At 64.3% G+C, this 22,299-nt stretch carries 22 protein-coding genes; 12 read left to right on the forward strand and 10 right to left on the reverse strand.

Annotated elements, in window-relative coordinates; translation table 11 throughout:
• Positions 1-25 precede the first annotated feature (25 nt).
• The 6 genes from AC54AF_RS13630 to AC54AF_RS13655 all read right to left on the reverse strand — a co-directional run bounded on the left by AC54AF_RS13630 (position 26) and on the right by AC54AF_RS13655 (position 8,014).
• Complete coding sequence (locus AC54AF_RS13630) at positions 26-3,724, reverse strand: tubulin-like doman-containing protein (RefSeq protein ID WP_496636956.1); 3,699 nt, start codon at positions 3,722-3,724, stop codon at positions 26-28.
• Positions 3,725-3,760: 36 nt separating this feature from the next.
• On the reverse strand, positions 3,761-4,213 hold the full coding sequence (locus AC54AF_RS13635) for a hypothetical protein (protein ID WP_131688354.1): 453 nt from the start codon (positions 4,211-4,213) through the stop codon (positions 3,761-3,763).
• Positions 4,214-4,257: 44 nt separating this feature from the next.
• Entirely contained in the window at positions 4,258-5,727 is a 1,470-nt protein-coding gene (locus tag AC54AF_RS13640) for a hypothetical protein (RefSeq protein WP_496636957.1), read from the reverse strand.
• Entirely contained in the window at positions 5,724-7,244 is a 1,521-nt protein-coding gene (locus tag AC54AF_RS13645; protein ID WP_496636958.1) for a hypothetical protein, read from the reverse strand. The genes AC54AF_RS13640 and AC54AF_RS13645 overlap by 4 nt, the downstream gene beginning before the upstream one ends.
• Positions 7,245-7,370: 126 nt before the next feature.
• Entirely contained in the window at positions 7,371-7,853 is a 483-nt protein-coding gene (gene rfaE2, locus AC54AF_RS13650) for a D-glycero-beta-D-manno-heptose 1-phosphate adenylyltransferase (protein ID WP_251351044.1), read from the reverse strand.
• 44 nt (positions 7,854-7,897) lie between these two features.
• Entirely contained in the window at positions 7,898-8,014 is a 117-nt protein-coding gene (locus tag AC54AF_RS13655; protein WP_496637015.1) for a hypothetical protein, read from the reverse strand.
• A gap of 254 nt (positions 8,015-8,268) precedes the next feature.
• On the opposite strand from AC54AF_RS13655, the gene AC54AF_RS13660 reads away from it, so the two are divergent.
• The 8 genes from AC54AF_RS13660 (at position 8,269) to AC54AF_RS13695 (ending at position 13,404) form a co-directional block, all read left to right on the forward strand.
• Positions 8,269-9,207, forward strand: coding sequence for a LysR substrate-binding domain-containing protein (locus tag AC54AF_RS13660; RefSeq protein ID WP_131688350.1), 939 nt, complete (start codon positions 8,269-8,271; stop codon positions 9,205-9,207).
• A gap of 77 nt (positions 9,208-9,284) precedes the next feature.
• A complete protein-coding gene (gene ubiA, locus AC54AF_RS13665) occupies positions 9,285-10,139 on the forward strand; it encodes a 4-hydroxybenzoate octaprenyltransferase (RefSeq protein WP_496636959.1) in 855 nt (284 codons plus the stop codon).
• 108 nt (positions 10,140-10,247) lie between these two features.
• Positions 10,248-10,604 carry an ElaB/YgaM/YqjD family protein gene (locus AC54AF_RS13670; RefSeq protein WP_071079437.1) on the forward strand — a complete coding sequence of 119 codons (357 nt, stop codon included), beginning with the start codon at positions 10,248-10,250 and terminating at the stop codon, positions 10,602-10,604.
• A 56-nt stretch (positions 10,605-10,660) separates the two neighbouring features.
• On the forward strand, positions 10,661-11,047 hold the full coding sequence (locus AC54AF_RS13675; RefSeq protein WP_496636960.1) for a phage holin family protein: 387 nt from the start codon (positions 10,661-10,663) through the stop codon (positions 11,045-11,047).
• The gene (locus tag AC54AF_RS13680; protein WP_496636961.1) at positions 11,044-11,391 is read left to right on the forward strand and encodes a hypothetical protein; all 348 of its coding nucleotides are present in this window, start codon (positions 11,044-11,046) and stop codon (positions 11,389-11,391) included. Before AC54AF_RS13675 ends, AC54AF_RS13680 begins: the two co-directional genes overlap by 4 nt.
• Before the next feature lie 89 nt (positions 11,392-11,480).
• Complete coding sequence (locus tag AC54AF_RS13685) at positions 11,481-12,038, forward strand: DUF3455 domain-containing protein (protein WP_496636962.1); 558 nt, start codon at positions 11,481-11,483, stop codon at positions 12,036-12,038.
• Positions 12,039-12,130: 92 nt separating this feature from the next.
• Entirely contained in the window at positions 12,131-12,688 is a 558-nt protein-coding gene (locus AC54AF_RS13690) for a sigma-70 family RNA polymerase sigma factor (protein ID WP_496636963.1), read from the forward strand.
• Complete coding sequence (locus tag AC54AF_RS13695) at positions 12,685-13,404, forward strand: anti-sigma factor (protein ID WP_496636964.1); 720 nt, start codon at positions 12,685-12,687, stop codon at positions 13,402-13,404. The genes AC54AF_RS13690 and AC54AF_RS13695 overlap by 4 nt, the downstream gene beginning before the upstream one ends.
• Here the strand turns inward: AC54AF_RS13695 and proC are convergent, their stop codons facing one another.
• Together proC and AC54AF_RS13705 are read right to left on the reverse strand one after the other, a co-directional pair.
• Positions 13,405-14,235 carry a pyrroline-5-carboxylate reductase gene (gene proC / locus AC54AF_RS13700; RefSeq protein ID WP_496636965.1) on the reverse strand — a complete coding sequence of 277 codons (831 nt, stop codon included), beginning with the start codon at positions 14,233-14,235 and terminating at the stop codon, positions 13,405-13,407.
• Between the two features lie 16 nt (positions 14,236-14,251).
• Complete coding sequence (locus AC54AF_RS13705) at positions 14,252-14,953, reverse strand: YggS family pyridoxal phosphate-dependent enzyme (protein WP_496636966.1); 702 nt, start codon at positions 14,951-14,953, stop codon at positions 14,252-14,254.
• Positions 14,954-15,023: 70 nt separating this feature from the next.
• Between AC54AF_RS13705 and AC54AF_RS13710 the strand changes: the two genes are divergently transcribed.
• The 4 genes from AC54AF_RS13710 to AC54AF_RS13725 all read left to right on the forward strand — a co-directional run bounded on the left by AC54AF_RS13710 (position 15,024) and on the right by AC54AF_RS13725 (position 19,993).
• Positions 15,024-16,067 (forward strand): type IV pilus twitching motility protein PilT, encoded by a 1,044-nt coding sequence (locus AC54AF_RS13710; RefSeq protein ID WP_496636967.1) that lies wholly within the window; start codon positions 15,024-15,026, stop codon positions 16,065-16,067.
• 3 nt (positions 16,068-16,070) lie between these two features.
• Positions 16,071-17,210: a PilT/PilU family type 4a pilus ATPase gene (locus tag AC54AF_RS13715; RefSeq protein WP_496636968.1), complete on the forward strand. Its 1,140-nt coding sequence runs from the start codon at positions 16,071-16,073 to the stop codon at positions 17,208-17,210.
• Position 17,211: 1 nt separating this feature from the next.
• Positions 17,212-17,697, forward strand: coding sequence for a glutathione peroxidase (locus tag AC54AF_RS13720; RefSeq protein WP_496636969.1), 486 nt, complete (start codon positions 17,212-17,214; stop codon positions 17,695-17,697).
• 184 nt (positions 17,698-17,881) lie between these two features.
• Positions 17,882-19,993 carry a putative bifunctional diguanylate cyclase/phosphodiesterase gene (locus AC54AF_RS13725; protein WP_496636970.1) on the forward strand — a complete coding sequence of 704 codons (2,112 nt, stop codon included), beginning with the start codon at positions 17,882-17,884 and terminating at the stop codon, positions 19,991-19,993.
• On the opposite strand, the gene glcF is transcribed toward AC54AF_RS13725, so the two are convergent.
• Complete coding sequence (glcF, locus tag AC54AF_RS13730; protein WP_496636971.1) at positions 19,986-21,215, reverse strand: glycolate oxidase subunit GlcF; 1,230 nt, start codon at positions 21,213-21,215, stop codon at positions 19,986-19,988. The two genes, AC54AF_RS13725 and glcF, sit on opposite strands and share 8 nt — an antisense overlap.
• A 6-nt stretch (positions 21,216-21,221) precedes the next feature.
• Positions 21,222-22,292: a glycolate oxidase subunit GlcE gene (glcE, locus tag AC54AF_RS13735; protein WP_496636972.1), complete on the reverse strand. Its 1,071-nt coding sequence runs from the start codon at positions 22,290-22,292 to the stop codon at positions 21,222-21,224.
• Positions 22,293-22,299 lie beyond the last annotated feature (7 nt).

The raw sequence follows: 22,299 nt of genomic DNA on the forward strand, positions 1-22,299 counted from the left end.
CAACGTCATTCCAGCATTCCGGCACTCAACCCAGGGGCGGCGGCATCAACGGTGGCGGCGCGCTGAGGAACAAGGGTGCCAGTTCGGGGAACTGGGCCAGGTCGGCCCAGGCCGGCAAGCCGGCGCGCCACACCTTGGTGGTGGCTGGCACAACCTGTCCCGCCTGCACGTACTGCACGATCTGCTGGGCCGTGAACGGTCCCTGCTGCTGGCCGTTGATGCCCAGGAAATACTGGTATTCCACCAGCGGCGGCGGCATGCCGCCCAGCGGTGGTGGCATGCCGAACGCGGTTGCCGCCGGGGCAGCCGCCGCACCTGCCGGGCGCAGCAATTGTTCGAGGCGCCCCGCTTCCAGCATCTCGGGCTTGATCGCATACTTCAGGCGCGGCTGGCCGTCCGCTTCCGGCTCGCGCACTTCCCAGTCGTAGGCATCGCTGTCGGAGTCGCCGATGACGTTCGCCCATTCCTTCAATCGGCCCAGCAAGGCTTGCACCGTGCGGTCGAGCTCATCGCTGGCCATGCCCTTGCGGCGCGCCGACTCGCGCAGGCGCGCGCCCACTTCGGCGGAAATGGCGCTGCCAAAGCCGATGTACGGCAGCTGCGAGCCATCGGCCTGCGCCACCAGCTTCGGTGCATACACGCCCCGTTCATAGTATTTTGCCAGCGCCGCCATGGCCGCCGTCTGCACGGCGTCAAGCGCCGTCAATTTTTCTTCGATGCGCAGGGCGATATTTTTCTCGTACGAGGCAGGCATGCCGTTCTGGCGGATAGCCCGTTCGTTGCCGATGCGGCGCAAGTCGCCCGGTTCGACGGCAAACTGGTACTGGCCCGGCGGCACGACCCGGCCCGTGTGGCGCGTCAGCACGCCCAGCATGATCGCTTGCAGGAATTCGCCGAAGTCTTCCGCCAGGCGCTTCATCTCGTCCGTATTGGGCGCGATCGGGTGCGTGAATTGCGTCGGATCGATGTGCGTATGGGTCGGCGCCTTGTCGTTGTCGCCTTCCTTGCGGTAACTGGTGCGCCAGCCTTCCAGGCCGCGCAGCACCGTCATCGGCACGCCGGCCAGCTCGCAATAGCAGACGGCGCGCCCGCGGATGCCCGTCTCGACGATTTCCAGCTGGCTCACCGTGATGCCCACCTGGGTCGGCACGCACGATTCGAGCTCGGCGCCGAATTTCGCCTTGAAGGCGGCCGCGTTGGCCACGCCGATCACGCACTTGAACTGGTCCGACACGACCGTGAAGTCGCCCGCCATGTTGGCGTCGATCCACGGCATGGAGCAGGCCAGCAGCTTGCGGAAGCGGTCCAGGCGTTCGGATACCTCCATCTGCTCCAGCGCTTCGAACAGGGGGTCGGGTGTGCTCGCCGCGCCTTCCACCAGGCCGGCCGTGGCGATCATGTTCTCGGCCATGCGCGTGACTTTGGCCAGGATCAAGCCCCGCTGCGACGGTTCGCCCAGCATGGGGAACAGCGCTTTCGAGCCGCCCATGTCCTTGAACGCTTCATCGGCCCACTGGCGCAAGGTGGCCGCCGATGGCAGCGCAATGTCTTTTTCCGTGACGGGAATGACGATCAGGGTCGCGTGTTCCTTGTCCAGGTCCTTTTGCAAAATCGTATTGGCCGTTTTCAATTCCGCCAGCATGGCCAGCACGCCTTCGCGGCCCGTTTGCAGCTCGCCCACCAGGCCATTCCACTGCGCGCGGCCCTGCGCATCGACGCCGAGACGGTTGCCTAGCCAGCGCGACAGTTCGCCCAGCAGCAGCACGGACTCGTCGGCCGCCTTGGCGCGCAGATGGAATTTCAGGGCATTCGCCATTTCCGTGCGCAAATGGTCCATCACCACGCCCGCCTGCTTTTCGCCATTGCTGAGGAAGCCGAAGGTGCTGCGCGTCTGTTCCAGGTTGTTCAGCAGGCGCTCGTATTCGCGCGAGCGCACGGCTTCCTTGATTTCGCGGTAACGCTCGGCATTGTTGCCGATCTGCGCCGTCAGGCCGCTACCCGGCGCTTCGATGCGGTCCTTGATCTGCTCCACCAGCGACAGCACGTATTCCAGGCCGCCGAACTCTTTATTATCAAGATAGCCATACAGCTGGTCGCGCACGACCTTCTTGACGTCTTCCAGCACTTCGCGGCGGCGCTTGCTGATGCGGTCTTCCGTCGTGTCGGCCGTGGAATCCTGGTCGCGCACGGCGTCGCGTTCCAGGTGCTTCATGGCATCGCGCACCTGCGCCGGCCATTCGCTGCGGTCGAAACCCGTGCGGATATCGTTGATGCGCGTGTTGACGCGGTTTTCCACGCCGGCCAGCAAATGGCCGTGGCGGTCTTCCAGCAATTCGTCGACGATGCGGAAATCGATGAAGTCGCCGCTGGAACGCTTCAGCTCGATGCTCTTGTCGGAAAACTCGGGGAAATCGCTGAAGGGCGTGCCCTTCAGGAACATATTGGCGGCAAGGAAATTATCGCGCTGCGTATCCGTGGCGCGGTTGGCGCCCGCATCCATGCCGCCCACGCCAAAGAACGCTTGCAGCATGGCGCCGGCCCAGCGGTGGGCCCGCTCGTCGCGCGCCGCTTCCTGGCGCGTATCGAGCACAGCCATGCCGAACGAGGAAAAGCGCTTCGAGAAATACAGGCGCATGTCGCCGAAGCGATCTTGCGGCACGGGCGCGTTGTACAGCGAGTTCTTGTGCTGCGCCTGGTTGACGGCGATCGAGCGCTTGGCGCGCGCGAAGTCGGCCGAGGCGAAATCCTCGAACAGTGAATCGGCCACCATGTGGTAGACGTCGCTGACATCCTTGGTGTGCTGCTGGGCAAGATTGCCCGAATCGATCAGGTACACCTCGCTGTACGGCTCGCGCGTCAGTTCCGGACGGTCATACGCATCCCAGCGGCCCACGTAGCCCTTGTTGCCCATCATGGCCGATTCCAGCTCCATCAGCGCCGCATAGCCGTTGGCCTCGACCCTGTCCTTGTTGGCCTTGGTGTAGCCGGTCGGCAGGAACAGCATCAGCTCGACGTCGGCCGCGCCCACTTCGCTGCGCGCCAGCCAGCGCGCCAGCAAGCCCATGTCGAGGAAGGAACCGGAACCCGTGCCGCCCGCCACGGAACCGACGATGACGATACGGAAACGGTTCGTTTCCATGCGCAAGCCCAGTTCAGCCAGCTGGCGCTCGTGCGACAGGCCCGCCTTCAAGGCTTTCAGCTTCAAGCGGATCTTGTCGCGGATCTTGGCATATTTATCGAAGAAATACAGGCGCGACACGGCACGGATCTGCCCGGCGCCGCTGCTCATGTCGAAACGCAATTCGCGGATCCTCTGCGGCGTCAGCGGTAGCCATTCCTTGATGTGCGGATATTTTTCCAAGGAATCTTCATCACGGCTGTACTTGTCCATGTCGAACGATTCGACCACCTTGTCATCGTCCGTGAACTTCACCTGGTCGAACTGCAAGTCCTTCGCCTGCGACTCGCCGCTCTCGATCACGGCGCCATTGTCCAGGTCGAAATGGATGAATTGCGCGATGGGAAAGTCGCTCAGCCCCTCGATGCGCGTGCGGTTGCCTGCGCCACCCCACAGGGTGTTGAGGATGCGCCGGCGCACGCGCATCAGCACCTGCATGCCCGTGCCGCCGATGCCGATGAACAGGGTCGGGCGCAGTTCGATGATCTTGTCCTGCTTGCGCTCGCTGGCGCCGCCGGTGATGGTTTGGTTCAGGTTCTCTGCCATGGTGATTCCTTCGATGATGCGTGCAACGGCGTGTTCTTAGCGGCGGCTGGAAGTAAAGGTCAACAACAGTGCAACGAGGCCCACCAGCACCAGCGGGCCCATGAACAATGGCGCAAGGAATTTATGCGCGTTCACGGCGGCCAGCACGACACCCGTCGCCAGGCTGGCCAGGAAGATGAACAGCCACCAGCCCGAGGCATTGGCCTTGTTCGGCGGCACGCGCTTGGCCACCAGGCCATTCGCGTAGGCATTCTTGGCAAAGAAAAAGGCGATAAACAGCAGCAACAGCACCACGCCGCCGACCAGGGTGTCGCGCGACGAGGTATCGGTCGTCCCGGCCGCATCGAACGCGGGCGCCGGTTCGGTGGTGGCCGTGGTGGTGGCTGCGCTGGCCGCGGGTGCGTCGGCGGCGGGTGGCGCCGAGGCCGGAGCCGTTACCGGGACCGGCAAAGTAAAACCTGCGTTGTCTTTTGGAGTGTCTTGCGCCATGGTATGCCTCTGTTGAATGGAAGGAATTTTTAAGGAATGCTGGTTCAGGCCAGGCTCAAGGTATGGCCTTCGGCCACGCGCACGACGGCCGGCTTGCCCAGGCCACGCTTGAGTTCGCCAATGTCGCGGCCGTCATCATCGCGGATCTGTACACTCTTGAATGGTTTTAACAACACTTGCCGCTGCACGCCGTCGGCCATCACCTTGTAGCGCGTGGCGCGCGTGCCCAGCAAACCCAGCGCCAGCAGCCCCAGCACGAGCGCCAGGACGCCGCCCAGTATCACCAGCACGGGCAGCAGCGGATACTGGATGCGCACCAGCAACGGTATCGTCGCCTGCGACGCGCGCACGCTGTCGGGCGGCGTAAACATGCCAGAGATCGGGTCGCCAGGGAACAGTTCCTGCAAATCCTTGCCAAAGCTGGACGCCAGCGCCAGCCGCTGTTCCGACAGGCCCACCTGCGCCTGCATCGGCAGCAGCACCTGCTTGCCCATGGCGGCGATCGCCTGCGCCGACCACGGCGACGGGATCTGCGCCATCGGCAGCGCAAACTGTACCTGCACGGACTGGCTGGCGCCCGGCTGCAACTGGCGGATTTGATCCGGCGCAACGCGCAGGGGCGCATGCCGGCCGGCCAGGCTGGCGTGCACTTTGGCGCTGTCGATCACGTACGGGAAAAACATGTTTTGCAGGGACGCCTGCAACACCACTTGCGGCACCAGGTTCGCCGCATCGACGTCGAGCACGATGGTGCGCCCGTCGCGGCCCAGGCTGGCTTGTACATTGGCGCTGTTCTTGACGGACTGGGGCACGATGCGCACGGCATCCTGGTCCACCGGTTTCAGGCGCGCGGGCGGGCGCGTCAGCACTTGCGACAAGCGCCCTTCGGCCAGGATGCGGGTCAAAGCCTCGGACGCCGGCTGGCCGTAGGCAAGCGCATACACCATCAAGCCCTTGGCGCTGTACAGCTTGCCCTGTACGGGCATGCGCAGCGGAAACACCACCGTCTTGGTAATCGACGGTTCCAGGTGCAGCAAGCGGTAAAAGTCGCGGTTGCGCTCGGCCGTCTGGCTGTCGTTGTTCGGGCTGTTCTTGTTATTGGTAAAGATCCACACGATGCCGGACGCGGACTGGAACGGGCCCGTGATGGTTTTCGTGACGGCTTCCTGGAAATCCGTGTCGGCCAGCGCGCCGCCGGCGCTCTTGCGCGCCAGGCCGAGATGGGCCAGCTGGCCCGCCACGCCGGCGCCGCCCTGTCCCTGCCCGATCAGTGCAGGCGACACATTGCTGCCGCTGCTCTGGCTGAATGCCAGCGTGTAGACCTTGTCGGACGGGCTGGTGGCGGCCTGCGCCACGGCGCCCACCAGGGCTTTCAGTTGCGAGTGTTCATCCGTATAAAACGGCTCCATCCAGCCCGAGTTTTGCACAAGAAACGCTTGCTGGATGCCGGCTGCCTGCACGCCGGCGGCACTGAGCAAGGCGGCGCAGGCCGCAATCAGGACGCGCGCTTTCATGCCTGCAAGGCCCAGCCATCGATGCGCGACAGCAGCGGGTGATACGCCCAGCCATCGATGCGCGACAGCAGCGGGTGATACGCCCACAGCGTGCCTTCATGCACAAACAGGCGCACGCGCCACGGCTCGCTGACGGTAAAGGTATGAAACACGGTTTCACGCAACTCGTCGTCCTGCACCAGCTGGGCCGCCAGGCGCTCGTTCGAGCGCAGCACGCTCGACAGGCCGGCGCTGGTGGCGAACTTCACGCCGAAGACGCTGTTGCCAGCATTCGATTCGAGCAGCGGCATGACAGCCTGATTCTTGCCGCCATCGTCGCCGTGTTCCGGCTCGTCCCACGGCGCCGTTTTCAGCTTGGTGGCGAAGCGGTAATTGAAGCTGCCCGAACACAGGCGCGGCGCCAGCGCATCGGCCTTCTCGACCTGGCCACCGAGTTTCACGTAGACATAGGTGCCACGGCTACGCTCGAAGCACAGCTGCCACAGGCCGCCATCGCGCGACACATACGGACTGCCGAATTCGAAATGCGGCACCAGTCCTTCGGGCCAGGGAGTGAACGAGGCGGCCACGTTGCCGTCCGGCTGCAGCTGCAGGCGCAGCTGGCCATTGGCGCAGGGCCACACGACCATGCGGTTGTAGGCGACAGGCGCGCTGACGGTACCCAGTTCAAGCACGCCGTCGAGCAGCACGTCGCTGCCCGGCTTTTGTTGCGCGTCAAGGTTGACGAAGCGGATACGGCCATCGTCGTCGCGCAGCGGCGCCCACAGGCGGTTCTGGAACCAGACGGGCGCGGCCGCGCACGGCGCGCCGCCCACGTGCTCGACCACATAAGTGAGCGAAGGCACGTCGGGACGGATGCAGGCCAGGCCATGGCTGGTCGGCAAGACCAGCACGCTATTGAACTGCGGCACCAGCTCGGCGCGCCAGGCGCCATGGGCCAGATCCGATTCGGCCAGCAAGCTGCCGGAGTCGGGGTCCAGCGCCAGCCAGCGTTTCGAGGCGGGCAGCCAGGCGTGCAAGACGGCCTTGCGCGGGTCGAGCGCCAGCAGCGCAGGCGCGCTGGTGCCGAACTGGGCGGAAAAGAATTCGTATTCACCGGGCGGCGGCATGGGCAGCGAGGCGTCGGCCTGCGCATGCTCTTCGCGCGCGCGCTGGTCGGCCAGCTTCAGGGGGACGCTGGCCTGGCGCAAGCCGGCCGGGCCGGTCGGCGGCATGTCGCTGACGGGATGAGCGCCGTAGGGCGGCACCCAGGGCGGCGTGGCGGCCGTGTCGGGCGGCACTTGCAAGGCCGTGCCCGAGGCGGGGTCGAACGAGAATTCGGGCGGAAACTGCCGCACGGGCGCACCGGCGGCACCGGGCAGGCGCCGCGCGAGCATCAGCTTGCCGATATCGGCATGGCTCACCAAGGGCGAGACATTCTGGCCGTCCGCGCTGCGCTGCATGCTCCACGCGCCATCGTCATCCACGTACCAGACGCCGGAGGGCAGTGGCCAATCCCCAGAAGTTTTATGATCCATTTATTTTCTATGACAAGCAATGCATTCAGACGGTGTAACGTGCTGGGGCTGACGAAACGAAGTCGCAGCCCTGGCAGTTCTCATAGTAACGTCTTTTTATCTGTATGGAAACATTGACGACGTTCCTCAGCCCTGCTGCGTCCGCACTTTCGTCAACAGCTTGGTGGTCGAGCGGTCGTGCTCGAAATCGATGGCCACGGCCTGGCCGCCATACGCCAGCACCGCCTTGCCTTCCGGAATGGCCGCCATGTCGTAGTCGCCGCCCTTGGCATAGATTTCCGGTTCGATGTCCTGCACCACTTCCAGGGCGCTGTCTTCCGAGAACGGCACCACCAGGCTCACCGCTTCGAGCGCGGCCAGCACGGCCATGCGGTCTTCGCAGCTGTTCAGCGGACGGTCGTCGCCCTTGCCCAGGCGTTTCACTGAGGCATCGGTATTCACGGCAACGATCAGCGAGGCGCCCAGCGCGCGCGCTTGCGCCAGATAGGTCACGTGGCCGCGGTGCAGGATGTCGAACACGCCGTTCGTCACCACCACCGGTTTCGGCAGCGCCGCGGCGCGGGCGCGCAACTCGTCACGGCCGCACAGTTTGTTTTCAAAATCAGGCATGGTTATCTCTTGTAGTGTTAAATAGGGTCACGACACGGTCACGCTCAGGCGTGGCTATCGCCTTGAATGCCGTCGGCATCCCGGCGCCAGGGGTCGATCAAGGCCAGAATGGCCGGTTCCAGACCCTCTTCCGCAATGCGATCTTGCCGGTGATAAATCATCAGCGCATACACGCCGGCCAGGCGGCTGACGGGCGGCGACAGCGCAGTTCATTGCCGTGCGCCGGTTGTCCGGCACGCCAGTGTGATTGCCGCTTCCAGCGCCTGCATCTGCAGTTCCATCGCCCTCTCCTTCCGCCGCCCGCCCCCGCATTATAGGGGGCGATCCGCTACAATACGCCATCGGCGCCACAGTTTCACGTTTGCGCCACCTTTCATTCATTGCAAGTAAGCACTTCCTGTGTTTCAATCAACCTATGACACTGACTGAACTGAAATATATCGTTGCAGTCGCGCGAGCGAAGCACTTCGGCCATGCCGCCGAAGCTTGCTTCGTTGCCCAGCCCACCCTGTCAGTGGCCATCAAGAAACTCGAAGACGAATTGGGCGTGGTCCTGTTCGAACGGGGCGGCGCGGAAATCTCCGTCACGCCACTGGGCGCGCAGATCATCGCGCAAGCCGAGCGCGTGCTGGAACAGACGGCCGCCATCAAGGAACTCGCCAAGCAAAACAAGGATCCGCTGGCCGGCCCCCTGCGCCTGGGCGTGATCTACACGATCGGCCCCTACCTGCTGCCGCCCCTGGTCAAGGCCATGATAGACCAGGTACCGCAGATGCCTTTGATTTTGCAGGAAAACTTCACGGTTCGCCTGCTCGAATTGCTGCGCCAGGGCGAACTGGACGTGGCCATCATGGCCTTGCCCCTGCCCGAACACGGCATGGCCATGCAGGAACTGTATGACGAACCGTTCGTCGTCGCCATGCCGCGCCAGCATCCGTGGACGGCGCGTGACAAAATCGCCGCGCAAGACTTGAAATCGGAAACCATGCTGCTGCTGGGCAATGGCCACTGTTTCCGCGACCAGGTGCTGGAAGTGTGCCCCGAAATGGCGCGTTTTTCCTCGCCCGGCAACGGCATGCAGCGCACGTTCGAGGGTTCCTCGCTGGAAACCATCCGCCACATGGTGGCCAGCGGCATCGGCCTGACGGTCTTGCCGCGCGCCTCCGTGACCAATATGCACGCCACCGACGGCATGCTCGAATACCGGCCGTTCGCCGCCCCCGTGCCATCGCGCAGGGTGGTGATGCTGTGGCGAAAGAGTTTTACGCGCAAGGCCGCCATCGACGCCCTGTGCGCGGCCATCGCCAGCTGCAACCTGCCTGGCATTACGCCGCTCTGCGACGACGAAGACTAGCGCCCCAGGCGCAAAATAGTACATTTACATACTATTTGCGATAATCGACCTTTCTCTTCAACAAGATCGAGTCTTCCATGAACAAGCTGGCGCTGTATTTCCGCCTGATACGGCTGGACAAGCCTATCGGTACCGTATTGCTGCTGTGGCCTACCCTGTGCGCGCTGTGGCTGGCGCAGCAGGGCGTGCCGGACTGGCGGCTGCTGCTCATCTTTACCCTCGGCACTTTCCTGATGCGCTCGGCAGGCTGCGCCATCAACGACTACGCCGACCAGGATATCGACAAATTCGTCAAGCGCACGGCGGACCGCCCCATCACCAGCGGTCGCATCAGCGGCAAGGAAGCGCTGGCCGTGGCCGGCGTGCTCACCGTGCTGGCCTTCTGCCTGATCCTGCCCCTGAATGCCCTGACCAAGCAGCTGTCCGTGGCCGCCGTCATCATCGCCGCCACCTATCCCTATTTCAAGCGCTTCTTTGCGATTCCGCAAGCGTATCTGGGCATCGCCTTCGGCTTCGGCATTCCCATGGGCTTTGCCGCCATCACGAATGCCGTGCCCGTCGTCGCCTGGCTGCTACTACTGGGCAATGTCTTCTGGGCCGTGGCCTACGATACGGAATACGCGATGGTCGACCGCGACGACGATTTGAAGATCGGCATCAAGACCTCGGCCATTACCTTCGGCCGCTACGACGTGGCCATCGTCATGGCCTGCTATGCCGTTTTCCTGCTGCTGTGGCTGGCATGCGGCTGGTACCTGGGCCTGCGTTACTGGTTCGTCGCGGGCCTGGTCGTTGCGGCAGGCTGCGCCGTTTACCACTACACCCTGATCCGCGCACGCGAGCGTATGCCGTGTTTTGCGGCATTCCGGCATAATAACTGGCTAGGAGCAGCGGTGTTCGCGGGCGTGGTACTGGACTTTGCTTTCCGTTAAGCAATCATCGTTGCGCCCCAGCAGCCCTTGAGGCGGCGCAAGACTAGCCTGTCCGCTGCTGCCTACACTGGTATTTCACTGTGCAGTTTCACTTCCATGAGGTAATACATGAGCTCGATACATACCGGAAAATCCAGCAGCGACAGCATCCTCGCCGACGCCGACAAGGCCCGCGACAAACTGGTCGGCGACCTGAAAACCGTCATCAATGAAGCGGAAGGCTGGCTCGATGGCGCCAAGGATCAGACGGGCGAGAGTGTCAAAGCCGTCAAGGACAAGTTCATCGCCACCCTGGAAACGGCCAAGAAAGACTTGATCAAGCTGGAAGAAGACTTGCTCGAACGTACCAAGAAGGCGGCCAAGGCCACCGACGAATACGTGCAGGACAATCCCTGGAAAGCCGTGGGCGCGGGCGCCGTCGTCGGCGTGCTGTTCGGCCTGCTGCTCTCCTCGTCACGCCGCTAGATAGTAACGACGCAGCACCGACGGCATAGGCCGTCTCCTGACGCGAAAGGCAGCATATGGCTATCGTGCACCATGTCGCCCAAGTCGCAGCGACCCTCGCCGCCATCGTCCAGACCCGTCTGGCCCTGGCGGCCGTGGAAGTGGAAGAAGAGTCGCTGCGCTTCCTGTCCTATCTGGCACTGGCCATGCTGGCACTGCTGTGCCTGTTTGTCGGCCTCGTGTTGATCGTGTTCCTCGTCATCGTGCTGTTCTGGGATACGCACCGCATCGCCGCCATCGCCATCACGGCCGCTGTCTTCATCGGCGCCGCCATCGCCACCCTGCTGGGCGTGCGCGCCAGCTTCCGCAGCAAGCCGAAACTGCTGTCCTTCACACTTTCCGAACTGAACAAAGACCTGGACGAGCTGCAACTGCTGGCCCGCCGGGGAGCGGAGCGGCCATGACCACGCATCCCACCAAGTTATCGCATGTGCACACGGCCGCCAGCCTGGCGCAGCGGCGCGACGCGCTGCTGGCCGAATGCGCGCTGCAGCGCCTGGCCCTGGGCGTGCAGACGCGCCAGTTACTGGAACCTTTGACGGGCGGCAATCTGCGCCACACCCTGGCCACGCGTTTTAGAATTCCCCTGATGCTAGGGGGCGCCGTGCTGGGCCTGCTGCTCGTACGTCCGCGCCGCGTCCTGCCGCTGCTGCGGGCCAGCGGCGCGCTGCTCAAGCACGCGACGGCCGCCATCCCCGTCGCGCTGGCGCTGGCGCAGCGTTTCAGCAAGAAAGATGCACCGCCTTAAAATATTTGTACCTGGCTGCATCCAAATGGCAGGCTCGTGCGTAGTAATGGTATCAACCAGCCGGTTGAGCCAACTACCAGGAGTTCGCCATGCTTGCCTTCACCGCCCCACGCCATACCGCCCCGTCGCTCACCGTGCTGTGCGCCGCCCTGCTCCTGGCCGCCTGTGCTCCCATGAGCGCCCGCTATTCGCAGGAACAATTGCCGAACGCCGTCAAGGTACCCGATGGCCATCAAGTCGCCATGCAAACGGTGGGCGTGGGCAAGATCGCCTACGAATGCAAGGCGAAAAAGGATATGACGGGCCATGAATGGGTCTTCGTGGGACCGGACGCGGCCCTGAACGACCGCGGCGGCATGCAGGTCGGCACGTATGTGGGACCGCCTGCCACCTGGGCCAGCCGGGATGGATCGAAAGTGACGGCGACGCAAGTGGCCGTGGCGCCGGCCGGCGCGGGCAATATTCCGTATCAGCTGGTGAAAGCCAATCCGGCCACGGGCAGCGGCGCCATGCAGGGCGTCAGCTACATCCAGCGCGTGGCCACCAGCGGCGGCGTGGCGCCAAGCAGCCCCTGCGGCATGGAGAGCGTTGGCGCCAAGCAATGGGTGCCCTACCAGGCCGACTACATCTTCTGGAAAGCTGCATAACAACAATAAATTGATGGTTGGCAAGAACTTTTCTGACCTATACTTGGCATGAAAAACTTGCTAACCGTTCACTCTTGACGATTGCGCCAACCTTGCCAGCCCAAGCCGCCCCTTACGATTACGATGCCGCCCTGCGCGCCTGCGCGCGGGGCGAGCAGCAGGCATTGCACGGCCTGTACCAGCAGGAAAGCCGCTACCTGCTGGGCGTGGCCCTGCGCATCGTGCGCCAGCGGGCCCTGGCTGAAGACGTGCTGCACGACGCCTTCATGAACATCTGGCGCCGCGCCGGCAGTTTCGACGCCACGCGCGGCAGCGGCAAGGGCTGGATCTATGTGGTGGTGCGGCACCAGGCGCTGAACGTGGCGCGCGCCCGCGCCCATGAAGTATCGGCCGACGAGGATGCCGTGGAAACCCTGCTGCACCAACGCCACGGCGATGACGCCGGCGATGCCTACGCCCTTCAGGCGAACATGGGCAAGCTGCACGATTGCCTCGGCCACCTGGACGAGCCCAAACGCAACAGCATCCTGTACGCCTACGTCGATGGCTGTTCCCATAGTGAAATCGCGCAGCGCCTGCAAGCGCCGCTGGGAACCGTCAAGGCCTGGGTCAAGCGTGGCCTGGCCGCCTTGCGGGAGTGCATGGGATGAACAACCACGGGGAAGAGGAACTGCAGCGGCTGGCCAGCGAATATGTGCTGGGCACATTGGAACTGGCCGAGCGCGCGGAAGTGGAACAGCGCTTGCCGCGCGACGCCGCCCTACGCGACGCCGTTGCTGCCTGGGAACAGCGCTTGCTGCCATTGACCACCCTGGCGCCACCCGTGCAGCCATCGGCCCAGCTGTGGCCGCGCATCAGCACCAGCCTGTTTACGCCCAAAACCGTGCGGCAGGCGGGCGGCTGGCAGGCGTGGTGGAACAGCCTGGCCTTCTGGCGGGTGCTGGCTGGCGGCGGCTTGGCGGCCACGGCCGCGCTGGCCGTGCTCGTTGCCGTACAACTGCAAGCGCCAGGCGGACCCGGCTACCTGGTGGTGCTGGTGGCGCCGCAGGATAAATCGCCGGGCTGGGTCGTGCAAGCGGGCGGGCGCGGCGGCAAGAACCGCGACCTGAGCCTGATCCCGCTGGGGCCGACGGCCGTGCCGCAGCAAAAAGCCCTGCAATTCTGGACCAAGGGCAAGGACTGGGGCGCGCCCGTCTCGCTGGGTCTGGTCAAGCCGGGGCAAAGCCTCAAGCTGACCCTGGACAAGCTGCCGCCGCTGCAACCCGATCAACTGTTTGAAATCACGCTGGAGCCAGAGACCGGCTCGCCCACGGGCAGGCCGACGGGACCGATTTTATACATCGGCCGCGCCGTCAAGGTCATCTGATTACTTCGACAGCTCGTCCCCCATCTCGCGCCCCCGTTGCGCGGCCGCCTTGATGCCCTTGACGATGGCCGCCTTCACGCCGCTCTCTTCCATGCTGGTCAAGGCAGCATACGTGGTGCCGCCCTTCGACGTGACGCGCTCGCGCAGCAGCGACACGGGTTCGCTGGAATTGGCCGCCAGCTGCGCCGCGCCCGTAAACGTGGCGATCGCCAGCTGCGTGCCCTGCTCCGGCGTCAAGCCCAGCTCGGCGGCGGCCTGCTGCATCGCTTCGATAAAGTAAAACACGTAGGCGGGACCGCTGCCGGACACGGCCGTCACAGGGTCGATCTTCGCTTCGTCATCGAGCCAGACCGTCTGGCCGACGGCGCGCAGGATGGCGTCCGCCGTCTTTTTCTGCTCTTCGCTGACGCCGCCGCTGGCCACCATGCCCGTGATGCCCATGCCGATCAGGGCCGGCGTGTTCGGCATGCAGCGCACGATGGCGGGATAGTCACCGAGCCAGCGCGACAGGTCTTGCGCGCGGATGCCGGCCGCGATCGACAGGATCAATGGCGCCCGTTCCCCGTCGAGGAAGGGCAGCAATTGCGCCGCCACCTCGCGCATGCTTTGCGGCTTGACGGCCAGCACGATCACGTCGACGCCGCGCAGCGCGTCGCCGGCCGCTGGTGCCGTGGTGACGCCGAATTGCGCCTGCAGTTTTTCCAGCGCCGGCGCGTGCGGGTCGATCACGTGGATATTGCCGCCCAGGGTCAGCTTGCCCGCCAGGCCGGCGATCAGGGCCGCGGCCATGTTGCCGCCGCCGACGAAGGCGATATTCAATTCTGTCGTCATGCTTGTTCTCTCTTCATCAGGAATAGTTGCGGGAACCGAAGATGGCGCTGCCCACGCGCACGATGGTGGCGCCTTCCAGCACGGCGGCGCGCAAGTCGGCCGACATGCCCATCGACAGGGTGTCGAGCGTCAGGCCTTCGGCCTTCAATTGTTCGTACAGCGCGCGCAATTGCGCAAAGGCAGCGCGCTGAAGGTGGACATCCGTTTCCGGTTCGGGAATGGCCATCAGGCCGCGCAAACGCAGGCGGGGCAATTGCGCCACGGCGCGCGCCAGCGCAGGCAGCTCTGCCGGTGTCACGCCGCTCTTGCTCGCTTCGCCGCTGATATTGACTTGCAGGCAGATATTCAGGTCCGGCAAGCCGGCCGGGCGCTGCTCGGACAGGCGCACGGCGATCTTTTCCCGTTCCACCGTGTGCACCCAGTCAAAATGTTCGGCGATGGGGCGCGTCTTGTTGCTCTGGATGGGGCCGATGAAGTGCCAGACGGGTGCGCCTTGCGGCAGCGCAAGCTGGACGGCGGCGATCTTGTCGAGCGCTTCTTGCAGGTAGTTTTCGCCAAACGCCGTCTGGCCCGCGCGCATGGCTTCCAGCACGGCATCCGCGCCGAAGGTCTTCGAGACGGCCAGCAGGGTCACGTCACCAGGCGCGCGCTGCGCCTCCAGGGCGGCCTGCGCAATACTGTCGCGCACGGCTTGCAAGTTCTGTTCGATTGTGGACATAATCATTTTCTAGTGTATAGGGGCGGCGGCACAGTGCGCCAGCCCATCAATGCAGGCACAGGGATTATAAATGGACATCTCCGAACTACTCGCTTTCTCCGTCAGCAACAAGGCTTCCGACCTGCACCTGTCTTCCGGCCTGCCGCCGATGATACGCGTCCATGGCGACGTGCGCCGCCTGAACGTGGCCCCGCTCGAGCACAAGGAAGTGCACGGCATGATCTACGACATCATGAACGACAGCCAGCGCAAGGCGTATGAAGAAGCGCTGGAATGCGATTTCTCGTTCGAGATTCCCGGCCTGGCCCGCTTCCGCGTCAACGCCTACAACCAGGAACGCGGTGCCTCGGCCGTGCTGCGCACGATTCCGTCGAAGGTGCTGACGCTGGAAGAGCTGAACGCGCCGCGCATCTTCGGCGAGCTGGCCATGCGCCCGCGCGGACTCGTGCTGGTGACGGGTCCGACGGGTTCGGGCAAGTCGACCACCCTGGCGGCCATGGTGAACCACGTCAACGAGCGCCTGAACCACCATATATTGACCATCGAAGACCCGATCGAGTTCGTGCATGAACCGAAGAAATGCCTGATCAACCAGCGCGAAGTCGGTTCGCACACGCATTCGTTCAGCAACGCGCTGCGCTCGGCCCTGCGCGAAGATCCTGACGTGATTTTAGTGGGCGAACTGCGCGACCTGGAAACCATCCGCCTGGCGCTGACGGCGGCCGAGACAGGCCACCTGGTGTTCGGCACCCTGCACACCTCGTCGGCGGCGAAATCGATCGACCGCATCATCGACGTCTTCCCCGCCGAGGAAAAGGAAATGGTGCGGGCCATGCTGTCTGAATCCTTGCAAGCCGTCATTTCGCAGAACTTGCTCAAAACCAAGGATGGCGCGGGCCGCGTGGCCGCGCATGAAATCATGCTGGCCACGCCGGCCGTGCGCAACCTGATCCGCGAAGCGAAAGTGGCGCAGATGTATTCGGCCATCCAGACGGGCAGCAATGTCGGCATGCAGACGCTGGACCAGTGCCTCTCCGACCTGGTGCGGCGCGGCACGATCTCGGCGGAAACGGCCCGCTCGGCCGCCAAGGCCCCTGAAAACTTCCCCGAATAAGCCATGCAGACGACGCACGAACACTATGGCGCCATGCACGCGCTGCTGGCGCAGATGCGCGCACAAGGCGGCTCCGACCTGTTCATCACGGCCGGCTTTCCCGCCGCCATCAAGCTCGACGGCAAGCTGACGCCGCTGGCGGGCGGCGCGCTCACCGCGCAGCAGGCGGCCGGCTACGTGCGCGCCGTCATGAACGAGCGCCAGGCGGCCGAGTTCGAGTCCAGCCGCGAAGCCAATTTCGCCATCAGCCCGGAAGGACTCGGGCGCTTCCGCGTGTCCGCCTTCGTGCAGATGGGCCAGGCAGGCATGGTCTTGCGATTGATCAATACCGCCATCCCCACCCTGGAGGGACTCGGTTTACCCGCCATCCTGCAAGACATCGTGATGAGCAAGCGGGGCCTCGTCATCATGGTGGGCGCCACGGGCTGCGGCAAGTCGACCACCCTGGCGGCCATGGTGGGCCACCGCAACGCGCACAGCCATGGCCACATCATCACCATCGAAGACCCCGTGGAATTCATCCATCCGCACGGCAACTGCATCGTCACCCAGCGCGAAGTGGGCGTCGATACGGACGACTGGGGCACGGCCCTGAAAAACACCCTGCGCCAGGCGCCCGACGTGATACAGATCGGCGAAATCCGCGACCGCGACACCATGGACCACGCCATCGCATTCGCCGAGACGGGCCATCTGTGCCTGGCGACCTTGCACGCGAACAACGCCAACCAGGCGCTGGACCGCATCATCAATTTCTTCCCCGAAGAGCGGCGCCAGCAGTTGCTGATGGACCTGTCGCTGAATTTGAAGGGCATGATTTCGCAGCGGCTGATCCCCAACAAGGAAGGCGGCGGGCGCAAGGCGGCGCTGGAAATCCTGCTCAATTCGCCGCTGATGAGCGACCTGATCTTCAAGGGCCAGGTCCACGAGATCAAGGAACTGATGAAGAAATCGCGCGAGCATGGCATGCAAACCTTCGACCAGGCCCTGTTCGACCTGCATGAAGCGGGCGCCATCAGCCATGAAGACGCGCTGCGCAATGCGGACTCCGTCAACGACCTGCGGCTGGCGATCAAACTCAAGGGCGCTACGGCGTCGGAACCGCCCCCGCAAACGGGCGCCACCACACTGGGACTCCTCTGACATGACCAGCATCCACGATTTCCAGGCCGAGGCGCTGGACGGCACGCCGATCGATCTGGCGCGCTACAAAGGCAAGGTACTGCTGATCGTCAATACCGCCAGCGCCTGCGGTTTCACGCCGCAATACCGGGGGCTCGAAGCGCTGTACCGCGAATTTCACGATCAGGGCCTGGTCGTGCTGGGTTTTCCCTGCAATCAATTTCGCCAGCAGGAACCGGGCTCGAATGGGGAAATTGGCACCTTTTGCGAAAAAAACTTCGGCGTCACCTTTCCCCTGTTTGCCAAGGTCGATGTAAATGGCCCGCATGCCCATCCCCTGTTTGCGCAATTAAAGCAGGCGGCGCCCGGCATCTTGGGCACGCAGTCGATCAAATGGAATTTCACCAAGTTTTTGGTGCGCAAGGATGGCAGCGTATTTCGCCGCTACGCGACGGCCAGCAAACCGGCCAGCCTGGCGGCCGACATACGGAAATTGCTACAGGAATAGCGCTTCGATGGCTTGATTTAAGACAACAAACGTTGAAATCAATCAATCCATATTTATTTCATGCTTGATATCAATATTGTGTTTCAAATAGCAAATATCGGTGATAATGTTGACATAATTATTCGCAGATATCGATCAAAAAACGATGCCAGTCTTTGGGAAAATATTATCGTCATGGATGCGGATGGGCAGTTATTCCCGCCTCTTCATCCCTATTACCTTCCTGATACTCGCCGTTTCCGCCGTTCGCTATCACGCCCTGCTCGGTACGGAAACGGCGCTGGCCAATGCGCGCTACCAGAACGATGCCCGGCAACTCGACCTGTTCCTGGCCAATAGCGTGCTGCCGCTGGCCGTGCACACGGACCGGCATACGATGCACGACAGCGTGCGGCAGGCGTTGCGCAGCGCCCTGCCACTGAACCGCAGCCTCGCCTCCGTGCGCTGGGATACGGCTGGCGGGCATGTCGAAGTGCTGGCCGACAACAAGCTGAGCGACACACTGGCCGCCGGCGTGCCGGCGTGGTTTGCCCGCCTGGCGGGCATGGCGGCCATCCACAGCCGCCTGACGGTGGCGCTGCCGGATGGCGGTGACGGCATCCTCGACCTGCACTATACGCCCGGCCGGCCCCTGGCACAGGTGTGGCAAAGGGTGCGCGAGCAGGCCGTCCTCAGCACCATCAATATCGTCCTCGTCTTCCTCCTGCTGGGCTTGATCCTGGCATCGCACCGCAAGCTGCTGGCGCGGCTCGTGCAAGCGACCGACCGCTTCCGCGATGGCAACTTCGCCGTGCGCCTGGCGGCCGGCGCCACGCCCGAGGCGCAAGCCGTGTCGCAGTCGTTCAACGGCATGGCCGGCGATATCGAAGAACTGCTGACCTCGCTGAAGACCAGCCAGCGCCAGCTGGGCGAACAGCTGAACGAAACCGTGCACATGCAGCAGGCGCTGCAAAAGCTGTCGTGGCAAAACTACAATGACGTGCTGACGGGCTTGCCCAACCGTGCCGCGCTGGCCGCCCGTTTCGAACAGGAACTGTTCCTGGCGCGCGAACGCCAGCGCCTGCTGGCCGTCTGCCTGTTCGACCTCGACCACTTCCAGGCCATCAACGACCGCTACGGCGCCGAAGCGGGCGATGAAATCCTCAAGCAGGTGGCCGGCCGCCTGCACGGCTTTACGGGCCAGGTCCACTACGCGGCGCGCCTGGGCGGCGATGAATTCGTCATGCTGCTGTGCGGCCAGGCCAGCATCGCCAGCATCGAACAGAACATCACCCAATTGATGCAGGACCTGAGCCGCCCCTACCAGTGCGACCAGCAGGCGCTGCATGTGACGGCCAGCGTCGGCATCGCCGTCTACGCGGGCAAGGACCTGAATACGGAAAGCCTGCTGCGCCACGCCGACCACGCCGTCTACCAGGCGAAACTGACGGGGCGCAACCAGTACCACTTCTTCGACACCAACCTCGATGAAGAAGTGCGCACGCACCACAACCAGCGCACGGAAGTGCGCCATGCCCTGATCAACGGCGAACTGCGGCTGTACTACCAGCCCAAGGTCAACATGCGCGCCGGCACGGTGGTGGGCATGGAAGCGCTGCTGCGCTGGCAGCATCCGCGCCGCGGCGTGCTGGCGCCCGCGCAATTCCTGCCGCTGGTGGAACAGACGGATTTGATCATCGACATCGGCGAATGGGTGCTGCGCCAGGCCCTGTGGCAGATGCAGCGCTGGGTGGCTTGCGGCAAGCACTGGGTAGTCAGCGTGAATATCGCGGCGCGCCACTTCCAGCAACCGGACTTCGTCACGCGCCTGGAAACCATCCTCGGCGAATTTCCCGGCGTGCGCGCCAGCATGCTGGAACTGGAAATCCTCGAATCGTCGGCCCTGCACGACATCGAGGACGTGCGCCGCATCATCCGCGCCTGCCAGGCGCTGGGCATCACGTTCGCGCTCGACGATTTCGGCACCGGCTACTCGTCGATGTCGTATTTAAAGCGCCTGCCGGCGAATATCGTCAAGATCGACCAGAGCTTCGTGCGCAATATGCTCAACGACCGCGACGACCTGCATTTGGTGCGCGCCGTCATCGGCCTGGCCCGTTCCTTCAGCTTGACGGTGATTGCCGAAGGCGTGGAAAGCGTCGAGCATGGCGCGCGGCTGATCCAGCTGGGCTGCGACCTGGCGCAAGGCTACGGCATTGCCCGTCCCATGCCGGCCGACGCCGTGCTGGAGTGGGCGAATAACTTCATCCCGGCCCCGCAGTGGCGCATCGCGCAGTACAGCGAAATACCTATTTGACGGGCGCCAAAGCTGAATCAATCAACTCGATCCAGTGCCGCACGGGCGTCTCCGTGCCCGACTGCAGGTGGCTCAGGCAGCCGATATTGGCCGACACGATCATCTCCGGCTCGCACGCTTCCAGGTTCGCCACCTTGTTGTCGCGCAGTTGCTGCGACAGTGCCGGCTGCAGGATCGAATACGTGCCCGCCGAACCGCAGCACAGATGGCTGTCCGCGCACAGGCGCACGTCGACGCCGACGGCGCGCAAGACCTGCTCCACCTTGCCGCGCACCTGCTGGCCATGCTGCAGGGTACATGGCGGGTGATATGCCACTTTTTTGCCGATGCGCCCTCTCAGCAGCGCCACCAGCTCGTTTTCAAACGCCGGCATGATCTCGGACAGATCGCGCGTCAGTGCGGCGATGCGCCGCGCCTTCTCCGCATAGCGGGCGTCGTGCGCCAGCAGGTGGCCGTACTCCTTCACCGTGGCGCCGCAGCCGGACGCCGTCATGACGATGGCTTCGGCGCTGTCCACATACGGCCACCAGGCGTCGATATTGCGGCGCATGTCGTCCAGCGCCGCCTCCTGGTCGTTCAGGTGATGGCGCAGCGCGCCACAGCAGCCGGCCTTCGGCGCATTGACCAGCTGCACGCCAAGCGCGTCGAGCACGCGCGCCGTGGCCGCGTTGATGTTCGGCGACATGGCCGGCTGCACGCAGCCGTCGAGCAGCAGCATGGTGCGCGCATGCTGGCGCGCGGGCCATGCGCCGGCGGCGGCGCCCGGGCGCAATTTGTCCTGCAAGCTTTTCGACAGCAGCGGCCGCAGCGCCTGCCCCGCCTTGTACACGGGCGTAAACAGCCAGCGGCGCGGCAAGGCTTCCTTCAGGGCGAAGCGCAAGGCCCGTTCGCGCAAGGGGCGCTGCACGCGCTGCTCGACGACGTTGCGGCCGATATCGACCAGGCGCCCATACTGCACCCCGGACGGACAGGTCGACTCGCAATTGCGGCAGGTCAGGCAGCGGTCCAGGTGCGTCTGCGTCTTGGCGGTGACGGGCGCGCCTTCGAGCACCTGCTTGATCAGATAAATGCGTCCGCGCGGGCCATCGAGTTCGTCGCCCAGCAGCTGGTAGGTGGGACAGGTGGCCGTGCAAAAGCCGCAATGCACGCAGGCGCGCAGGATGGCTTCGGCTTCGTCGCCTGCCGGCGTATTCTTGATGAAATCGGCGAGATTGGTTTGCATGCGCGCTCAATACATTCTGTGCGGGTTGAAGATGCCGGCCGGGTCGAAAGCCTGCCGCAGGCGCTGGTGGATGGTGGCGCTGGCGGGCGCCAGCGGGTGAAACACGCCCACGGCCTTGTCGCCGCCGCGAAACAGGGTGGCGTGGCCGCCGGTGGCAGCCACGGCCTGGCGGATCTGCCTGGCGCCATCGGCGTCGGCGTCGCCCTCGAGCTTGAGCCAGCGCTGCGCCCCGCCCCACTCGATCAGCTGGCGCCCTTTCAGTATCATGGCGCTGGCGTGCGGCGGCAGCGACAGGCGCCACAGGCTGCCCGCACCCGCGAAGAAAGCGTGCGTCTGCTCGCGCACGGACAGCCAGAAAGCGGCCGCCTCTTCGGCTGCCAGCACCTCGCCTTGCAAGGATTGCAGGGCCGCCGACACGGCCGCCTCGGCGCCGGACAGGCGCACCGTCAGCACGCCGTCATGCCAGCAGCTGGCCGATATCGGCAGCGGCTTGCCCGCCCATTCATTGAGCATGCGCAGGGCGGCAATTTCTGCGCACGGCAAGCGAAAGGTCGCCTCGCGCAGCGGCAAGGGCAGCACCTTCAGCGACACTTCCAGGATCAGGCCCAAAGTGCCCAGGGAACCCGCCAGCAGGCGCGAGACATCGTAGCCCGCCACGTTTTTCATGACTTGCCCACCAAACGCCAGGCGTGCGCCATGGCCATCCATCAGCACGGCGCCCAGCACAAAGTCGCGCAAGGCCCCGGCGCTGGCGCGGCGCGGGCCGGACAGCGCACTGGCGACGACGCCGCCGACCGTGGCTTTCGAGCCGAAATGCGGCGGCTCGAAAGCCAGCATCTGGTTGCGCGCGGCCAGCGCCGCCTCGATCTCGGCGACTGGCGTGCCGCAGCGGGCCGTGATCACCAGCTCCGTCGGTTCATAGTCGATGATGCCGGCATACGCGCGCGTGTCGAGCACCTCGCCGTCGAATTGCTGGCCATACCAGTTTTTCGTGCCGCCGCCGCGCAGGCGCACGGGGCTGCCCGCTGCGCTGGCCGCCAGGATCTGCTGCCTGAATTGTTCCGCTATTGCTTGCAAAGGAGTC

The sequence above is a fragment of the Janthinobacterium sp. JF4 genome (genome assembly GCF_059617925.1).